Source organism: Streptomyces sp. 5K101 (assembly GCF_046506645.1).
Taxonomy (GTDB): Bacteria; Actinomycetota; Actinomycetes; order Streptomycetales; family Streptomycetaceae; genus Streptomyces.
In genome coordinates, this window is the sequence record NZ_JBKFFO010000003.1 from 259,294 (window position 1) to 276,846 (window position 17,553).

Here is a 17,553-nt window from a genome sequence, read left to right on the forward strand (position 1 = left end):
GAAGGGGGTCTTCAGGCGGGGTGCTTGGGCCATTAAGGTCACTGGCCATGCCGATGCCGACGGAGCCGCTGCCCGCGTTCCCGCCCGGCTTCCTCTGGGGAGCCGCCGCGTCCGCCTTCCAGACCGAGGGAGCCGCCGACGCCGACGGCAAAGGCCCCTCCGGCTGGGACGCCTTCGCGGCCGCCGGACGGATCAAGGACGGCGCCGACGCCGCCCGCGGCACGGGCTTCCACGACCGTTACCGCGAGGACGTCGCCCTGCTCGCCGGCCTCGGCGCCGACGCGTTCCGCTTCTCGGTCTCCTGGCCCCGCGTCGTCCCCGGCGGCAGCGGCCCGGTCAACGCCCGCGGCCTCGACTTCTACGACCGGCTCGTCGACGAACTGTGCGCCCACGGCATCACCCCCGCACCGACGCTCTACCACTGGGACACGCCGCTCCCGCTCGACGAGGCGGGCGGCTGGCTGCGCCGCGACACCGCCGAACGCTTCGCCGAGTACGCCGCGGCCGTCGCGGCACGCCTCACCGACCGCGTACCGCTGTGGATGACCGTCAACGAACCGGCCGAGGTCACCCTCCTCGGCTACGCACTCGGCGAGCACGCCCCCGGCCGGCAGCTCCTCTTCGACGCCCTGCCCGCCGCCCATCACCAACTGCTCGCCCACGGCCTCGCCGTCCAGGCCCTGCGGGCGGCGGGCGCCGACGACATCGGCCTCGCCGTCTCCCACTCGCCCGTGTGGACGGCCGGCGAGAGCGACGAGGACCGGTTCGCCGCCGAGCTGTACGACACGGTCACCAACCGGCTGTTCGCCGACCCGCTGCTCACCGGTGCCTACCCTGACGGCTTCGCCGGCCTGATGCCCGGGCCCGTCGCCGACGACCTCGCCGTGATCGCGCAGCCGCTGAACTTCTACGGCGTGAACTACTACCACCCGATGCTCGTCGGCGCCCCCGCCCCGGACGCTCTCGACGGTTTCGCCGGCGTCGGCATGCCGGCGGAACTTCCCTTCGAGCTGCGGGAGATCGCCACCGACGAGCGAACCGACTTCGGCTGGCCCGTCGTCCCCGACGGACTGCGTGAGCTGCTCGTCTCGCTACAGGACCGCTACGGCGACCGGCTGCCGCCGGTCGTCGTCACCGAGAACGGCTGCTCGTACGACGGCATCGACGACCGGCGCCGTATCGCCTTCATCGACGCCCATCTGCGGTCCCTGCACGAGGCGATGACGTCCGGGGTGGACGTCCGCGGTTACTTCACGTGGTCCCTCACCGACAACATCGAGTGGGTCGAGGGAGCCTCCCAGCGCTTCGGGCTCGTCCATGTCGACTACGCGACCCTGCGGCGCACGCCCAAGGCGTCGTACGCCTGGTACCGGGACACGATCGCCGATCAGAAGCGCCGCTGCGGGCGCTGACGCGGGGTGTCCGGCCCTGACCCCGGACACCGCGCCGGCGCGGGGCGTCCGGGCTGACCCCGGACGCCCCGCCCGCGATCAGCTCCCCGCGGGGGGAACGAAGCTGAGCCGCTCCATGACCACCGGATGGCCCGCCTTGGCGAAGTGCGCCGCCATCGGGACGTTCCCCCGGTCGGTGGCGCCCGCGATGAACTCCGCGCCCCGCTCGGCGAGGAAGTGCGTGCATTCGGCGAGCAGGTCGTACGCGTAGCCGCGGCCGCGCTGCTCGGGGACGACGCCGATGAAGCCGATGCAGGGGCCGCTCGGATTGTGCGCCGGGATGTGCACGCCGGCGAGCTCGCCCTCGGGTGTGTGGGCGAGCTGCCACCAGTCCCGCGGCGAGGGGCACCAGTGGAAGAAGTCCAACTCCTCCTGTGCCGCCCGGTCGAGACCTCCCTCGGTGATCGCCCGCAGCGCATGCCCGTCCAGCGTCACGGAGTGGATGCGCTTGAGCGCTTCGAAGAACACCGCGTCCTCCGGCTCCGGACGGAAGGTCAGGCGGCCCGGCCGGTCGGGCAGACCGCACTCGGGAGTCCAGCGGTAGATGAACCGCTCGACGAGCAGGTCGTACCCGGCCGCCTGCGCGGCGCGGACCCGGGCCTCGCCGGCCGCCCGCGCGACCGGGTCGTCCCGCCGGCCGGCGGGCAGATCGAGCTCCAGCTCGACCGGGAAGGGGGCGGTGCGCAGCAGTTCGGCACCCGCCTCCTCTTCGCCGTCGGCGATGTCGAACCAGTTGATGTTCACCGGCGTTTCGTCACCCGGGCCGCCCCACCAGGCGCCTCGGGCCACGACCTTGCCGTCGCGCAGGGCGATCCGCTTCCAGTCGGGACGGTGAACGGTGCGGGCATGGCGCTCGGCCGCGCCGAGCGGGTCGGGCAGGGTGTCGAAAAGGTAGGCGTCGCTCGCGTCGAGCGCGCGGATGACCAGATCGGTCATGAGGAAGTCCTCCGGGATACGAGGTGCGTGAGGCGCTCCCGGTCAGACACTGAACGCCGGGCGGACGGGGCGGGAGCGCGGGAATCGTGTGAGGTGCACGGCACTCGCCTCCTTCCGTCGTCTCAAGCGTCGGTGATCATCCTAGACGGCGCGCGTGCCCAGGTCCACGCGCTTTTTCCGGTGTCCTGGTGTGCCAAATGGCCTCGGCCGCAGCTCAGTTGGTCCGCACCGGGGCCGGAACGCCATCTTCCGTGCAGGTCAGAGGGGTCGTGCCGAACAGCAGACCACCTTCTCTTCTGGACACCCCGGGCCCTTCGGCCCGACAATCTGCCATGTGACGTCCTCCTACGAGTCCCACACGTATCCCGCACGGCTGTCGGACGCCGAGCGCGAGCGTGTCCTCGATGTGCTCAGAGAGGGTGCGGCCCAGGGCAAGCTGTCGCACGAGACGTTCGTGCACCGGATGGAACTGGTCCTGGCCGCCCGCCGTTCGGAGGAGCTGGACGCGCTCACCGCCGACCTGGTCCACGAGAACAGGTGGGCGCGCCGGATCTACAGGGCGGTCGGCCTGGTCTCGGCGTTCTCCGTCCGGCTGCGCCGGGCCTGGCAGGCGGAGAAGCTGCCGCCGCTGCTGCTGCCCGAGCCGGGGCCGTATCCCCTGCGCATAGGCCGCGACCCGGTCAACGGACTGCGGCTGAGCCACGACACGGTCTCCCGGCTGCACGCCGAACTGAGCCACCAGGGCACCCTGTGGGTCCTGCGCGACCTCGGCTCCACCAACGGCACCACGGTCAACGGCCGCAGGGTGACCGGCGCGATCGTCGTCCAGGACGGCGACATGGTGGGCTTCGGCAGCATGAGCTTCCGCCTCACCGCCCGCTGAACGGCCACCCCAGCGGCGCGGACGCCGCGCGGCGCCGCCCGCGGGGCGGCAGGGCTGCCGGCGCTTTCCCCTGCGGCCACGGTCGCGTCGCCGCCCGGCCGGGGCGGTGGGGGCTTCCGCGTTGTCGCGCGGCGAGCTGCTCGGGGGCCCTCGCGTTGTCGCCCGCCCGGCCGGGACGGCTGGCGCTTCCGAGTGGCAGCCCCGCCAAGGCGGCTGCGGTTTCCCGCCGTCGCGGGGCACGTCGCGTCGCCGGCCGACCACCCAACCTGCCGGGGTGGCGGGGGCTTCGAGTGCCGACCGGTCGGGGCCTCCTGCCGTCGCCGGGCGACGCCGACCGGCCGGGGCTTCCGCCCGTGTTGTCGGCCTCCCACCAGGACGGCGTACCGCCGGGGACTTGGCCCGGGTGGCCGTACGGGGACTGCGGTGGCGACGGCCCGGTGGTCACCTGAAGGGAGCAGCTGATCACTCGGTCTCCCCAGACGCTGCTGGTCCGTCCGCGCGGCTGAGCAGTGCCACAGGGTGCGCCGCGAACAGGTCGGCCACCGGAACGGGCACCTCGCCGACGAACTCACGCTCCCCGTCCAGCAGATCGGTCCACCGGCCCGGCGGAAGCGTCAGAGCCGTGCCCCGCCAGCCACCCTCGGCCTCCAACCGCATCGAGAGCCGGGTGACGGCCGTGACCACCTCCTCGCCCCGGCGGAACGCGACGCAGTGCCCGGCCGCCGGGCCCACGGCGGTCAGCGCCTCGTACACGGCACGGGCGCCGAACAGGTCCGGACGCGACCGGCGGAGTCTGAGCGCCGTGGCCGTCAGGGCCTCCTTCTCCGCGCTGAGGCCGCCCCCCGGATCCGTCGCCGAGCCCGCCGAGCCGGCGCTCAGCGGCTCGGGCAGCGGAGGGCCGAAACGGGCCGGAGCCCGGTTGTCCGGGTCGACCAGGGCCAGGAACTCCCGCTCCGAGCCCTGGTACACGTCGGGCACGCCCGGCATCGTCAGATGCAGCAGCGCCGCCCCCAGCACGTTCGCCCGCACGTACGGGGCCAGCTCCCGCACGAAGCGGGCCACCGAATGCTGCGGCGAACCGGCCGGTCCGCTGCCCACGAACGCCGACACCGCCTTCTCGTACGCCGGGTCCGACTCCGTCCAGCTCGTGTGCACCCCCGCCTCCCGCACCGCCTTGAGCAGTGCGGCCTCCAGCCGGTCCGCGTCCGGGATGCCGAACCCGACGGCCGTCTGCCAGGCCACCCACGCGAGCTGGGCGTCGGGGGCCCTGCCGCCCCCGGCCGGGCTCTCGGCCTCCTGCGTGATCCGCTCCAGGAAACGCGCCCACCGCTCAGGGCACTCGGACAGCACCGCGATCCGCGCCCGCACGTCCGCGCTGCGCTTGGTGTCGTGCGTGGTCAGCACCGTGCCCGTGGCCGCCCAGTCGCGGGCCAGGCGGGCGCAGAAGGTGTGGAAGGCAGCGGGCTCCACCGCGGGGCTGCCGGGATCGCCGCCCACCTCGTTCGCCGAGATCAGCGGCGCGTACCGGTAGAACGCGGTGTCCTCCACCGACTTGGCGCGCAGCGCCGAGGCCGTCTGGGCGAAGCGCGCCCGGAAGCGGACGTGGTCCGGCCCGTCGCCGAGCCGGCCCAGCGCCAGGTCCCGCACCACGTCCACCGCCGCCGCCTCCTCGGCCACGGCGAACGTGTCCCGCGCGGCCCGGGCCGCGTCCTCGGGGAGCGCGGACTCGGCGTCGACCCGGTAGGGCCGGTAGACGGGCACCCGGACCAGCAGCTCACGCACTGCCGCACGCAGCGCCCACGGGGCGTGGTCGCGCAGCCGTATGTCCGCGGCGCAGATCCGCTCGGCGAGCCGGACGAGCGTTGCGGTCTCGGTCGCCAGCTCGTGCGTCACCACCTCGTAGGCCGCGCGCCGCGCCGTCGCCTCCCACCGTCCGCCGAGGCTCTCGTCCACGTCGGTGAAGTCCCGGTAGCAACCGATCAGTTGACGCATGCCGGCCGGGTCGGTGAACAGGCCGTCGACCCGGCGCAGCGCGTCGTACCCCGTCGTGCCCGCGACGGGCCAGCCGGCCGGCAGCCGCTCGTCACCGGTGAGGATCTTCTCGACGACGATCCACGACGCGCCCCCGGTCGCCTCGTCGAGTCTGCGCAGATACCCCTCGGGGTCGGCCACCCCGTCCGGATGGTCCACCCGCAGCCCGTCGACGACGCCGTCCCGCACCAGCTCCAGGATCTTGGCGTGGGTCGCGTCGAAGACCTCGGGGTTCTCCACCCGCACCCCGATGAGGTCCGAGACGGTGAAGAACCGCCGGTAGTTGAGCTCGGTGCGGGCAAGGCGCCACCACGCGAGGCGGTACCACTGGGCGTCGAGCAGCTCGGGCAGCGGCAGGTGCGCGGTCGACGCGCGCAGCGGGAAACACTGCTCGCCGTGGTGCAGCACCTCCCCTTCGACCCGGAACCGCGCCAGCTCGTCGCCGATGCGGCCGGGCAGCACCGGCAGCAGCACCTTGCCGTCCCCGGCGGCCCAGTCGATGTCGAACCAGCGGGCGAACGGCGACCGCGGGCCCTCGCGCAGCACCTCCCACAGCGCGCGGTTGTGGCGCGGGACGGCGGCCATGTGATTGGGCACGATGTCGACGACCAGGCCGAGGCCGTGGTCGCGGGCCGTGCGGGACAGGCGGCGCAGCCCCTCCTCGCCGCCGAGCTCTGCGCGGACACGGCTGTGGTCGACGACGTCGTACCCATGCGTGGACCCGGGCACCGCTTCCAGCACCGGCGACAGGTGCAGGTGGGAGACGCCGAGGGCGGCGAGGTAGGGAACGGCCGCCTCGGCGGCCGCGAACGGGAAGTCCGGCTGCAGCTGGAGCCGGTAGGTGGCCGTGGGTGTCATGCGAACATACGTACCCGCCGTGAACGCTTCTGTGTCGCCGGTCCCGGCCGTTCGGTCGATCGAGTGATCATCCGCCCGGCCGGGAACTTCTGCGGGAGCGGGCCTTTGGCGGCTCCGGCTACGCGGGCCGGCGCAGCACGGTCAGGCTGCGGCCCACCAGCGGCAGCACCTCGCCCGCCGCCACCATCGGCCCCTTGCCGGGCGGAACGCCCTCACGCCGTGCGGTGTCCACGACGACCTGCCACTCCTCGCCGTGGTTGACGGGGACGGTGAACTCCAGCTCGTCCGCGCTCGCGTTGAACATCAGGAGGAAGGAGTCGTCGGAGATCCGTTCGCCCCGCGGCCCCGGCTCGGAGATGGCGTGCCCGTTCAGGAACACGGACAGCGCCTTGGCGTGTGCGGCCTGCCAATCGCGCTGGACCATCTCCTCCCCCTTGGGCGTGAACCAGGCGATGTCCGTCAGCTCGTCGTGGGTGCCCTCGACCGGACGGCCGTGGAAGAAGCGGCGTCGCCGGAAGACGGGGTGGTCGCGCCGCAGCCACACCATCGTCTTGGTGAAGGTCAGCAGCGAGCTCTCCTCGTCCTCGCCCGGATCGGGCCAGTGCACCCAGGAGATCTCGTTGTCCTGGCAGTAGGCGTTGTTGTTGCCGCCCTGCGTGCGGGCGAACTCGTCGCCGTGGCTGAGCATCGGCACGCCCTGGGAGAGCATCAGCGTCGCGATGAAGTTGCGCATCTGCCGCTCGCGCAGCTCCAGCACGCCGGGGTCGTCCGTGTCGCCCTCGGCCCCGCAGTTCCAGGACCGGTTGTGGCTCTCGCCGTCGCGGTTGTTCTCGCCGTTGGCCTCGTTGTGCTTGCCGTTGTAGGAGACGAGGTCGTGCAGGGTGAAGCCGTCGTGGCAGGTCGTGAAGTTGATGGAGGCCAGTGGCCTGCGGCCGTCGTCCTGATAGAGGTCCGACGAGCCCGTCAGCCGGGACGCGAACTCGGCCAGCGTGCGCGGCTCGCCCCGCCACAGGTCCCGGACGCAGTCGCGGTACTTGCCGTTCCACTCGGTCCACAGGGGCGGGAAGTTGCCCACCTGGTAGCCGCCCTCGCCGACGTCCCAGGGCTCCGCGATCAGCTTCACCTGGCTGACCACCGGGTCCTGCTGCACCAGGTCGAAGAACGAGGAGAGCCGGTCGACCTCGTGGAACTGGCGTGCGAGCGTCGCCGCGAGGTCGAAGCGGAAGCCGTCGACGTGCATCTCCGTCACCCAGTACCGCAACGAGTCCATGATCAGCTGCAGCACGTGCGGACTGCGCATCAGCAGGGAGTTCCCGGTGCCGGTGGTGTCCATGTAGTACCGGCGGTCCTCCGTCAGCCGGTAGTAGGAGGCGTTGTCCAGGCCGCGGAAGGAGAGCGTCGGGCCCAGGTGGTTGCCCTCCGCGGTGTGGTTGTAGACCACGTCCAGGATGACCTCGATGCCGGCCTGGTGCAGCGCCCGCACGGCCTGCTTGAACTCCAGCACCTGCTCACCGCGGTCGCCCCAGGAGGCGTAGGAGTTGTGCGGGGCGAAGAAGCCGATGGTGTTGTAACCCCAGTAGTTGTTCAGTCCCGCGTCGACCAGCCGGTGGTCGTTCACGAACTGGTGCACGGGCATCAATTCGAGCGCCGTCACGCCCAGTTCGGTGAGGTGCGAGATGACGGCCGGGTGCGCGAGTCCCGCGTACGTGCCGCGCAGCTCCGGGGGCAGCTCGGGGTGGAGCATGGTCAGGCCCTTCACGTGGGCCTCGTAGATCACGGTGCGGTGGTAGTCCGTGCGCGGCGGGCGGTCGTTGCCCCAGTCGAAGTACGGGTTGACCACGACCGACGACATCGTGTGCGGTGCCGAGTCGAGGTCGTTGCGGGAGTCCGGTCTGCCGAAGTGGTAGCCGTAGACCGATTCGTTCCAGTCGATGGAGCCGCTGATCGCCCGCGCGTACGGGTCGAGCAGCAGCTTGGCGGAATTGCAGCGCTGCCCGCGCGCGGGCTCGTACGGGCCGTGGACCCGGAAGCCGTAGCGCTGCCCGGGCATCACCCCAGGCAGATACGCGTGCCGCACGAACGCGTCGGTCTCGCGCAGCTCGACCGCGGTCTCCGAACCGTCGTCGTGGAGCAGACACAGCTCGATGCGTCGCGCGGCTTCTGAGTGCACCGCGAAATTGGTGCCGGCGCCGTCGTACGTGGCGCCGAGTGGGTACGCCTGTCCCGGCCAGACCTGCATAGACTCGACTCTTCCATTTCTGATGCGGGTACGGGGGACTACTTGGCGAAGATCCTCCCCCAAAGTGGAGCAACCTCCTAGGACTTCGAACCGTCCTACCGGGTGACCAATGGGGATCCTGGGGGAAAGGGGGGACAAGTGCGCCAATTGGTGCGACGTCACCTGGGGAAGCTCTTGGCGGGGACCGCCATGGCGGTAACGGGGACGGCCCTGATGGTGGGCATCACCCTGCCGGGCACGGCGGGTGCCGACGACGCGGACGGGACGGGCGGCCAGGCCCGGGGCGCCGCCGCGGCCGGGGTGGAGGAGGGCGGCGAGGCCGGGAACGGCTCGGCCGCCGAGTCCCGGCCTCCTGCCGTCGCCGTGCCGCGCGAGGGGGAGCGCGGGACCGGCAGGGACCCGCTGACACCGGCCGAGCTGAGCCGCGCGGAACGGATCGCGCTGACGCCGGGAGCCCGGTCGCGGGGCGAGAACGCGGCAGGCGGCCGCGGTCCGCAGCACCTCGCGACCAATCTCGCGGAACCGCCGCCCTCCGGTCCGGACGCGGCCGTGCGTCGCGCCGAGGTCAGCTTCTACGACTACCGGGCCGACGCACTCGTCACGTCGACCGTCAATCTCGACACCGGAAAGGTCGAGCGAACGGGTACGCAGCGGGGCGTCCAGCCCTCGCCGCACCCGGACGAGCTGCGCGAGGCCATCGCGCTGATCCTGGCCGACCCGCTCGGCTCGGATTTGAAGGCCGACTACCGGCACGCGACGGGCCGGTCCCTCACCTCACCCGATCAGCTCTGGTTCAACGGCGACGTCTACCGCACATACCGCGAGAAGAACGTGCCGGACGAGCTCGCCCGCTGCGGCGAGCACCGCTGCGTCCGCCTCGTCGCCAAGGTCGTGGACGGTCCCTGGATCGAGATCCGGGACCTGATCGTCGACCTGAGCGCCCGCACCGTCGCACGCGTCGGCTGACCGTCCGCCGCGGCGCCATTCCGACGGCGCGCCTTTCCGCACCACCTGTGCCACCCGTTCCTGCTGTCCGCGAGTCCCGGTGAGGGAGTACGTCCAGATGCACGTGAACAGACTTGCCCGTGTCCGCAGGCGCGGCGCGCTGCTGGCGGCGGCCGCACTGCTCGGCAGCGTCGGCGCCGCCACCGGCCCGGCGTCCGCCGCACCCGCCGCGGGGGGCGGCGCCCAGGCCGCCCCCAGGCCGCACCCCGGCTGCAGCGTCGCCTACCGCATCGAGCAGAAGCTCGACGGCGGCACGACCTGGCGGATGTGCTGGCGCTACGACACCGGCCACGGCCTGATTCTCGACAAGATCACCTACCAGCCCAAGGGCGAACGACGTCCCATTCAGGTGCTGAACAGCGCCAAGCTCGCCCAGATACACGTGCCGTACGACGACGGCAACGCGGAGTACGACGACCTCACCGGTGCCGGTTTCGGCTGGGGCCTGCAGAATCTGGCGCCCGGCGAGTGCCCGGGCGGCACGGTCACCAAGGTCAGGGTGCCGGACATGGGGACGGTGAACGGCCTGTGCACCACCACCCGTTCCCGCGGCCACGCCTACCGGCTCGCAGCCGACGAGGGATCGAAGGTCTGGCAGGCCCAGGGCAAGGACCTGCTGGTCTACACGGTCAACAAGGTCGCCTGGTACGAGTACATCACCGAGTGGCGGTTCGCCTCCGACGGCACCATCTCCGCGAACGTCGGCGCGACGGGCAGCCTGGCCCCCGACGACTACAACGCCGCCGACGGGCGCGGCTGGCCCATCGGCAAGGGCGCCCGGGACTACGCCACCAGCCACGCCCACAACGTGTTCTGGCGACTCGACTTCGGTCTGGACGGCGGCAACACGAACCGGGTGGAGCAGTACGACTCGAAGGTCACCGCCCCCACGGGCGACGGCAGCCCGACCGTGAAGACGACCCGGATCCCCGTCACCAAGGAGCTCGCCGGAGACGTCCGGACCATGCGCTGGTGGCGCGTGGTCAGCGCGCGCGGCAAGAACAGGGACGGCCACGCCCGCTCGTACGAGATCGTGCCCGGCGCGTCCAGTAAGCACGAGGGCCGCCCCTTCACCAAGCACGACATCTACTTCACCCAGAACAGGGCCTGCGAGCAGTTCGCGAGCGACAACGTGCTCGACTGCGGGAGGAACGCTCCCACGAGTGTGGACAAATGGGTCAATGGTGAGAATCTCGCCAATCCGATCGCCTGGGTCAACATCGGGTTCCACCACATCGCCCGGGACGAGGACCAGCAGCCCATGCCGGTCCACTGGCAGGGCTTCCAGCTCGCCGCACGCGACGTGACGTCCATGAATCCGCTCACTCCGGCCGAACTCGCCGACCAGAACGGCCATCACGGTCAGGGGAGTTGAGAAACAACCGGCTCATCCTGCTGCACCGCCTCCCGCTCGCGGAGTAGGCTTCCTTGATCGTTGAAGACGACGTTCCAGGAAGCAGAAGGCGGTGCGCGGGTGAGCTCGGGAGGGCTGGAGCTGCCCCCAGGTGACGCGGGTCACGAGGGGGGAGACTCCGCCGAGGTCCCGCCGGGAGCGGTTTCGCTCGCGCGGCCCATGGAGATCGGGGCGGAGCTGGACTGGGGCGCGGAGGCCTGGAGCGAGGTGCGCACGCGCGCTCAGCGGGCCGGCCGCGCCTACATCTGGCTGAATCTGGTGGAACAGCGGCTGCGCGCGGTGGTCGCCGCCGTGCTGCGGCCCATCTACGACCCCGTGCACGGGGAGGACTGGGTCGTCGCGGCGGCGGGGCCCGCCGGCCAGGAGTGGGTGCAGCGGGCGGTCGCCGTGCGGGAGGTCTCGCGCCGCAAGGGGTACCTGCTGGACCCGGCGGACGACAACGTCCTGTCCTTCCTCACGCTGCCGCAGCTGCGCGAACTGATGGTGCAGCACTGGCCCTGTTTCGAGCCGTACTTCGACGACCGGCGCGACGTCGAACTCGCCCTGGACGAGCTGGAGGTCGCGCGCAACGTCGTTTCCCGCAACCGGGCCCTCAACGAGGCCGTCCTCGCCCAGGCCGAGCGCGCCTCCGCGCGCCTGCTGGAGATACTCGGCAGCGGCGCCGGAGTCCCCTCCGCCGACCGCCTCCCCGTCGACGCCGTCGAGGACCTGGTCGGCGACCGGTACGCGGACGTCGTATCGGTCCACCCCGACCGGGTCAGGCTCCAGCGCCAGCTGCCCGCCGAGGACCTCTTCGGCGGGGCGCGCCGCCTCGATGCGATCGGCATAGGCCTGAACCTTCTCGTACAGAACTTCTCCGGCCGCCGCCTCGTGCGGCTGGCCGAGTCCGGCTGCCGGATCCGGCTCCTCTTCCTCAACCCGGCGAGCAGCGCGGTCAAACGGCGCGAACGGGAACTCGGCATCAAGAAGGGTGAATTGAGCCGCACCGTGGAGATGAACATCCTCCACATGCGCCGGGTGCGCTCCCGGCTGCGGGACCCGGGTGCCTTCGAGATCCAGGTCTTCGACGAGACCCCCCGCTTCACCGCCTACCTCGTGGACGGCGACGGCCCCGACGGCCTCGCCGTCGTCCAGTCCTACCTGCGCCGCGCCCGCGGCATGGAGGCCCCCGTCCTGGTCCTGCGGGGCGACAGGCGCTCGGTGGTCCGCTCGGGGCAGGACGGCGAGAGCGGACTCTTCCAGACCTACCGCGAGGAGTTCGAGTCGGTGTGGACCGACTCACGACCCGTGTCCTGACCTGCCGGACGACGGTCCCCGGCGGCGTTGTCAGTGGTGCGTGCGAAGGTGGGGATCCAACGGGGGAAGCACCATCGCACCATGGAGGAGGGGGCATCATGTCCTGGCTTGGGGGGCCACTGGCCGGCTTCGATCTGGAGACCACCGGCACCGATCCGCTCGACGCCCGCATCGTGACGGCCGCCGTCGTCGAACTGCACGCGGGGGAGCCGGTGCTGCGCCGCGGCTGGATGGCCGACCCGGGGATAAGGATCCCGGAGCAGGCATCGGCGATCCATGGCATCAGCAACGAGCGCGCGGCGGCGGAGGGCAGGCCGGCCGGCGAGGTGGCCGAGGAGGTCGCCCAGGTGCTGACCGGGTACTGGCAGCGTGGCGTCCCGGTCGTCGCGTACAACGCGGCCTTCGACCTGACGCTGCTCACGGCGGAGTTGCGCCGGCACGGACTCGCGTCGTTGAGCGAGCGACTGGAGGGGCGCCCGATAGGCCCCGTCATCGACCCGTACACGATCGACCGCGCCGTCGACCGCTACCGAAAGGGCAAGCGCAATCTGGAGGCGGTCTGCGCCGAGTACGGCGTCGTCCTCGACCGCGCCCACCGCGCGGACGCGGACGCGCTCGCGGCGGTCCTCGTCGCCCGGGCGATAGCCGAGCGCCACCCGTCGGTGGCGCGCCTCGACCCCGGCCTGCTGCACGAGCGCCAGGTGAGCTGGTACGCGCAATGGGCGGCGGACTTCCAGAGCTTCCTGCGCCGCAAGGGCGGCCCGGAGGCCGTGATCGACACCTCCTGGCCCCTGCGCGCCCTCGCCCCGGCGACGGGTGCCTGATCCACCGCGAAGCCGTCGGGGACGGGAGGGGAGCGGCGCTCGGGCCCGACCCGGGGGGGCGGGGCCGTGGGGGTGTTGGGGCGCCATGGTCCGCAGGGTGACCCCGTAGGGGTGTGCGCTCGGGAGGAACGGGCGGTCGGCAAGGGGGCGGAGCTCGCCCCGGCGTCACGGCGGCAGAGGCCGGCGGGACCGCGCGGGTCAGAAGGGGTACCAGCGCACCTCAGGGGCGTCGTCGCGCAGTGAGGCCACACGGCGGCGGAACTCGGCGAGCGCCTTGGGGTTCGTCGGGGCGTGCTGGGCCACCCACGCGCAGCTCGCCGTCTCGCGCGCGCCGCGCAACACCGCGCAGCCGTCCCACTCGCGCACGTCCCAGCCGTAGGCGGCGGTGAACGCGTCGTAGGCCGCCGGGTCGAGGCCGTAGCGGTCGCGGGACAGCGCCATGACCACGAGGTCGTGCTCGCGCAGGTCGCAGGAGACGGTCTCCAGGTCGACCAGCACCGGGCCCTCCGGGCCCACATGGACGTTGCGGGGCAGGGCGTCGCCGTGGATCGGGCCGGGCGGCAGATGCGGCGTCAGCGCCGCCGCCGCCTCGGCGAAGCCGTCGCGGCGCTCGCGCAGATACGCGGCGTCGGCGGCGTCGATCGCGTCGCCGGCCAGCCGCAGCCACCGTTCGACCCCGTCCAGCAGATCGCGGCGGGGCAGCGCGAAGGAAGGAGAACCGAGGGCATGGACACGGACCAGCAGGTGTGCGAGATCGGCCGGTTCCGCCGCGCGCACTGCATCGGCCAGCCGGTGCCAGAGCGTCACCGGATGGCCGTCCACGAGCCGGGCCTCCGGCTCCGCGGCGCGCACCGCGGGGACGCCCGCGTCGGCCAGCCAGGCCGCCACTGCCAGCTCCCGCTCGGCGCGCGGCAGCAGTTCGGCGTCGCGGCCGACCTTGACGACGATGTCGCCCGCCGCGAAGACCGCGTTCTCGCCGAGCGCCAGCAGCGCGGCGTCGCGGGCGGCGACCGCAAGCCCGGCCGCCGCCAGTACGTCGCGTGCCCGTGTCTCGTCCATCGGTCTCTCCCGGCGCCGTGCCTGTCGTGTATCGGGCAAAGTCTCGCATCCGTGCAGGTGACCTTGACGAACCGACGACCCGTCAGCACGATGACGGGGCCGCCGGGGCGGCGGATCAGGACCCGGTCAGGGCCGGGCCGCCCGAAGGAGTCGAATACATGACATCGGCGACCACAACGGCGCGGTTAGGGAGGAAACCGGCCTTCGGTGCCTGGTTCCTCGTCCTGCCCGCGCTGATCCCCATCCTCGTGCTGAGCGTCGGCCCGCTGCTCTACGGCATCGCGCTGTCCCTCACCGACGCACAGGCCGGCCGCACCGAACCCACACAGTGGATCGGGGCACTCAACTTCCGGGACCTGCTGCACGACACCCTGTTCTGGGAGTCGTTCCGCATCGGCCTGCTGTGGGCGGTCGGTGTCACCGTCCCGCAGTTCCTCCTCGCGCTCGGCCTCGCCCTGCTGCTCGACCAGCGGCTGCGGCTGCGCTGGCTCGCCCGTGCGCTCGCGATCGTCCCCTGGGCCATGCCCGAGGTCGTCGTCGGCATCATGTGGCGGCTGGTCTACAACTCCGACGCCGGCATCCTCAACGAGACCATCCGTGACCTGGGCCTCGGCGACGGACGCGACTGGCTGACCGGCCTCGCCACCGCGCTGCCCGCCGTGATCGTCGTCGGCGTGTGGGCCGGCATGCCGCAGACCACGGTGGCGCTGCTCGCCGGGCTCCAGAACACCCCGCACGAGCTCCACGAGGCGGCCGCGCTCGACGGAGCGGGCGCATGGCGGCGGTTCCGCACCGTCACCTGGCCCGCGCTCAGGCCCGTCGCGCTCGCCATCACGGCACTCAACCTCATCTGGAACTTCAACGCCTTCGCCCTGGTGTACGTGCTGACCAACGGAGGGCCGGGCGGACGGACCCGGCTGCCCATGCTCTTCGCGTACGAAGAGGCCTTCCGTTACGGGCAGTTCGGCTACGCGGCCGCCATGGGCTGCGTCATGGTCGCCGTCATCTCGGTGTTGCTCGCCTGCTACCTCGTGGGTCGGCTCAAGGGAGGCGACGAGACATGAGCGCGCTGCGCACCAGCAGGGCCGGCCGTGCCGGGCAGTACGCCGCGCTGGCCTGTTATCTGGTCTTCCTCGCCTTCCCGTTCCTGTGGCTGGTCTCCACCGCGTTCAAGCCCGCGCGGGAGCTGGGCTCGCTGCATCCCACCTGGATCCCCGAGGAGCCGACCCTCGACAACTTCCGGCAGGCCTTCGACGAACAGCCGCTGCTCCAGGCGGCGGCCAACAGTCTGCTCGCGGCCCTCGCCGCGGCCCTGACGGCCGTCGTCATAGCGACCCCCATGGCCTACGTGATGGCCCGCCACCGCGGGAGGCTGACCACCGCGGCCACCGGTTGGGTCGTGGTCAGCCAGGCGTTCCCGTTCGTCCTGGTGATCATTCCGCTGTTCCTGATCCTCAAGAACCTGCATCTGATCAACACCCTCTTCGGACTGATCATGGTCTATGTGGTCTGGTCGCTGCCGTTCGCGCTGTGGATGCTCGTCGGCTATGTGCGGGCCGTACCGGGAGAGTTGGAGGAGGCCGCCGCCGTGGACGGCGCCGGTCGGTTCCGGACGCTGGTCTCGGTGTCCGCGCCGCTGCTCGCGCCGGGGATCGTCGCCACCGCGCTCTTCGCGTTCATCACCGCGTGGAACGAGTTCTTCTTCGCGCTCGTCCTGCTCAAGACCCCGGAGAAACAGACCCTGCCGGTCGTCCTCACACACTTCCTCGGCGCGGAGGGCGTCGCCGACCTCGGGCCGCTCGCGGCGGCCGCGTTCCTCGCGACGCTCCCCTCGCTCGTCATCTTCGCGATCATCCAGAAGCGGATCACAGGCGGCATGCTGGCCGGGGCGGTGAAGAACTGATGCGCACACGACTGTTGCCGGCGGTCGTCGCCGCCCTCGCCCTGCTGCTCACCGGCTGCGGCGGGGACGGAGACCGCGCCGACGGAAAGATCAGACTCCGCTTCCAGTCCCTGGCGTGGCAGAAGGAGTCCGTCGACGCCAACAAGGAACTGGTCAAGGAGTGGAACGAGGCCCACCCCGACGTCCAGGTCGAATACGTCCAGGGCAGCTGGGACAGCGTGCACGACCAGTTGCTCACCTCGTTCGAGGGAGGCGAGGCGCCGGACATCATCCACGACGCCTCCGACGACCTCGCGGACTTCGCGTACGGGGGCTACCTGGCCGACCTGACCGATCTGCTGCCCGAGCGCCTCAAGGCCGACATCCCGCCGCAGAGCTGGCAGACGACCACCTTCGGCGACGGCGTCTACGGCGTGCCCTTCCTCCAGGAGCCCCGCGTCCTCATCGCCAACAAGAAGATCCTGCACGCGTCCGGGGTCCGCGTCCCGACGGCCGGGCGGCCGTGGAGCTGGGAGGAGTTCCGGCATGTGGCGAAGGACCTGACCGCGCACATGGGGGAGGGGAGGTACGGCATAGCCTGGCCGCTCAAGGAGCCGGTGTCCGTGACGCTCAACCTCGGCCTGTCCGCGGGCGGGCAGCTGTTCCACCGCGGGGCCGACGGCAAGGTCACCGTCCGGTTCACCGAGGGGGACGCGGTGGTGCCCCGGACCGTCCACGACCAGGTCAACGTCGACAGGAGCGCCTCGCGCAGCACGCTGGGCACGGGCGGTTCGGACACCCTGCCCGGCCTCTTCGGCGGCAAGTACGCCATGGTCCCGCTGGGGTTCTCCTACCGGCAGCAGATCGTCCAGCAGGCACCCGAGGGGTTCGAGTGGACAGTGCTGCCGGCTCCCGCGGGGCCGGGGGGACCGGCGCAGGGCGTGAGCCCGCAGACTTTGTCGGTGGCCGAGGACAGCCCGTACAAGGAGGAGGCGGCGCGGTTCATCGACTTCATGCTCCAGCCGCGGAACATGGTGCGGCTGGCGCAGGGCGACTGGATGCTGCCCACGGGGACCGAGGCGCTCGGCGACCCGGCCCTGCACACGGACAAGGACGGCTGGGCCGTGGGCGCCGAACTCGCCCGGCATCTCCGGTCGGCTCCGGCACAGTCGGTGCGCGGGTACCCGGAGTGGAAGGACAAGGTCGCGACCCCGGCGCACCAGGAGTACTACAGCGGAGCGATCGACGCCGGCGAGCTGCGCGAACGGCTGGTGACGGACGGCAATCTGGTGCTGGCGCGGTACCAGCGCTGAGTGCGGCCTGTCGGGGTCTGGTGGGGCTTTCCCCTACCCGCCCCTTCTCGTGAACGGGGCAAGCCCCGGGCCCCGTACCGCCCTTCAGGCGGTGTTCCGGGGCTCCGCCCCGTACCCCGCGCCTCAAACGCCGGCGGGGCTGGGTGGGTCCCGCGCCTCAGACGGCGGCGGGCTTGGGTGGGGTCCCGGGCTCAAACGTCGGCGGGCTGGGTGGGGCCCGCGCCTCAATGCCCAGCGCCTCAGTCGGGGGTGGAGATTGAGGCCGGGTCCGCCTTGGGAAGGCATGGCCGATTTCTTATTGCGAAACCTTGTTGAGTAAGTCACAGGTATGTGAAGGTCTTGATCTGAGCGCGTCAATCGGT

Annotated in this window: 13 protein-coding genes; 9 read left to right on the forward strand and 4 right to left on the reverse strand. The window is 71.8% G+C overall.

Features of this window, described 5'->3' with window-relative positions:
* The first annotated feature begins 47 nt into the window (after window positions 1–47).
* A complete protein-coding gene (locus ACLB9X_RS06855; RefSeq protein WP_410359338.1) occupies window positions 48–1,412 on the forward strand; it encodes a GH1 family beta-glucosidase in 1,365 nt (454 codons plus the stop codon).
* A 78-nt stretch (window positions 1,413–1,490) separates the two neighbouring features.
* On the opposite strand, the gene ACLB9X_RS06860 is transcribed toward ACLB9X_RS06855, so the two are convergent.
* Window positions 1,491–2,387: a GNAT family N-acetyltransferase gene (locus tag ACLB9X_RS06860; protein ID WP_410359339.1), complete on the reverse strand. Its 897-nt coding sequence runs from the start codon at window positions 2,385–2,387 to the stop codon at window positions 1,491–1,493.
* Between the two features lie 334 nt (window positions 2,388–2,721).
* On the opposite strand from ACLB9X_RS06860, the gene ACLB9X_RS06865 reads away from it, so the two are divergent.
* Window positions 2,722–3,270, forward strand: a complete 549-nt coding sequence (locus tag ACLB9X_RS06865) for an FHA domain-containing protein (protein ID WP_410359340.1) — start codon at window positions 2,722–2,724, stop codon at window positions 3,268–3,270.
* A 462-nt stretch (window positions 3,271–3,732) separates the two neighbouring features.
* Here ACLB9X_RS06865 and treY read toward each other — a convergent pair whose 3' ends face one another.
* Together treY and glgX are read right to left on the reverse strand one after the other, a co-directional pair.
* Complete coding sequence (gene treY / locus ACLB9X_RS06870) at window positions 3,733–6,159, reverse strand: malto-oligosyltrehalose synthase (RefSeq protein WP_410359341.1); 2,427 nt, start codon at window positions 6,157–6,159, stop codon at window positions 3,733–3,735.
* A gap of 118 nt (window positions 6,160–6,277) precedes the next feature.
* On the reverse strand, window positions 6,278–8,398 hold the full coding sequence (gene glgX / locus ACLB9X_RS06875) for a glycogen debranching protein GlgX (protein WP_410359342.1): 2,121 nt from the start codon (window positions 8,396–8,398) through the stop codon (window positions 6,278–6,280).
* Window positions 8,399–8,587: 189 nt separating this feature from the next.
* Between glgX and ACLB9X_RS06880 the strand changes: the two genes are divergently transcribed.
* The 4 genes from ACLB9X_RS06880 (at window position 8,588) to ACLB9X_RS06895 (ending at window position 12,937) form a co-directional block, all read left to right on the forward strand.
* Window positions 8,588–9,364 carry a Tat pathway signal sequence domain protein gene (locus ACLB9X_RS06880; RefSeq protein WP_410359343.1) on the forward strand — a complete coding sequence of 259 codons (777 nt, stop codon included), beginning with the start codon at window positions 8,588–8,590 and terminating at the stop codon, window positions 9,362–9,364.
* A gap of 97 nt (window positions 9,365–9,461) precedes the next feature.
* On the forward strand, window positions 9,462–10,778 hold the full coding sequence (locus ACLB9X_RS06885) for a copper amine oxidase (protein ID WP_410359344.1): 1,317 nt from the start codon (window positions 9,462–9,464) through the stop codon (window positions 10,776–10,778).
* Window positions 10,779–10,877: 99 nt separating this feature from the next.
* Window positions 10,878–12,113, forward strand: coding sequence for an SAV2148 family HEPN domain-containing protein (locus ACLB9X_RS06890; protein WP_410359345.1), 1,236 nt, complete (start codon window positions 10,878–10,880; stop codon window positions 12,111–12,113).
* Between the two features lie 98 nt (window positions 12,114–12,211).
* Window positions 12,212–12,937 carry a 3'-5' exonuclease gene (locus ACLB9X_RS06895; RefSeq protein WP_410359346.1) on the forward strand — a complete coding sequence of 242 codons (726 nt, stop codon included), beginning with the start codon at window positions 12,212–12,214 and terminating at the stop codon, window positions 12,935–12,937.
* A gap of 198 nt (window positions 12,938–13,135) precedes the next feature.
* Here ACLB9X_RS06895 and ACLB9X_RS06900 read toward each other — a convergent pair whose 3' ends face one another.
* Window positions 13,136–13,996, reverse strand: a complete 861-nt coding sequence (locus ACLB9X_RS06900) for a phosphotransferase enzyme family protein (protein WP_410359347.1) — start codon at window positions 13,994–13,996, stop codon at window positions 13,136–13,138.
* A gap of 158 nt (window positions 13,997–14,154) precedes the next feature.
* Between ACLB9X_RS06900 and ACLB9X_RS06905 the strand changes: the two genes are divergently transcribed.
* From ACLB9X_RS06905 to ACLB9X_RS06915, 3 genes are read left to right on the forward strand one after another with little or no spacing between them, the layout of a single operon-like run.
* Window positions 14,155–15,060: a carbohydrate ABC transporter permease gene (locus ACLB9X_RS06905; protein WP_410359348.1), complete on the forward strand. Its 906-nt coding sequence runs from the start codon at window positions 14,155–14,157 to the stop codon at window positions 15,058–15,060.
* Entirely contained in the window at window positions 15,057–15,899 is an 843-nt protein-coding gene (locus tag ACLB9X_RS06910; protein WP_410359349.1) for a carbohydrate ABC transporter permease, read from the forward strand. The genes ACLB9X_RS06905 and ACLB9X_RS06910 overlap by 4 nt, the downstream gene beginning before the upstream one ends.
* Window positions 15,899–17,191 carry an ABC transporter substrate-binding protein gene (locus tag ACLB9X_RS06915; RefSeq protein WP_410359350.1) on the forward strand — a complete coding sequence of 431 codons (1,293 nt, stop codon included), beginning with the start codon at window positions 15,899–15,901 and terminating at the stop codon, window positions 17,189–17,191. Before ACLB9X_RS06910 ends, ACLB9X_RS06915 begins: the two co-directional genes overlap by 1 nt.
* Window positions 17,192–17,553 lie beyond the last annotated feature (362 nt).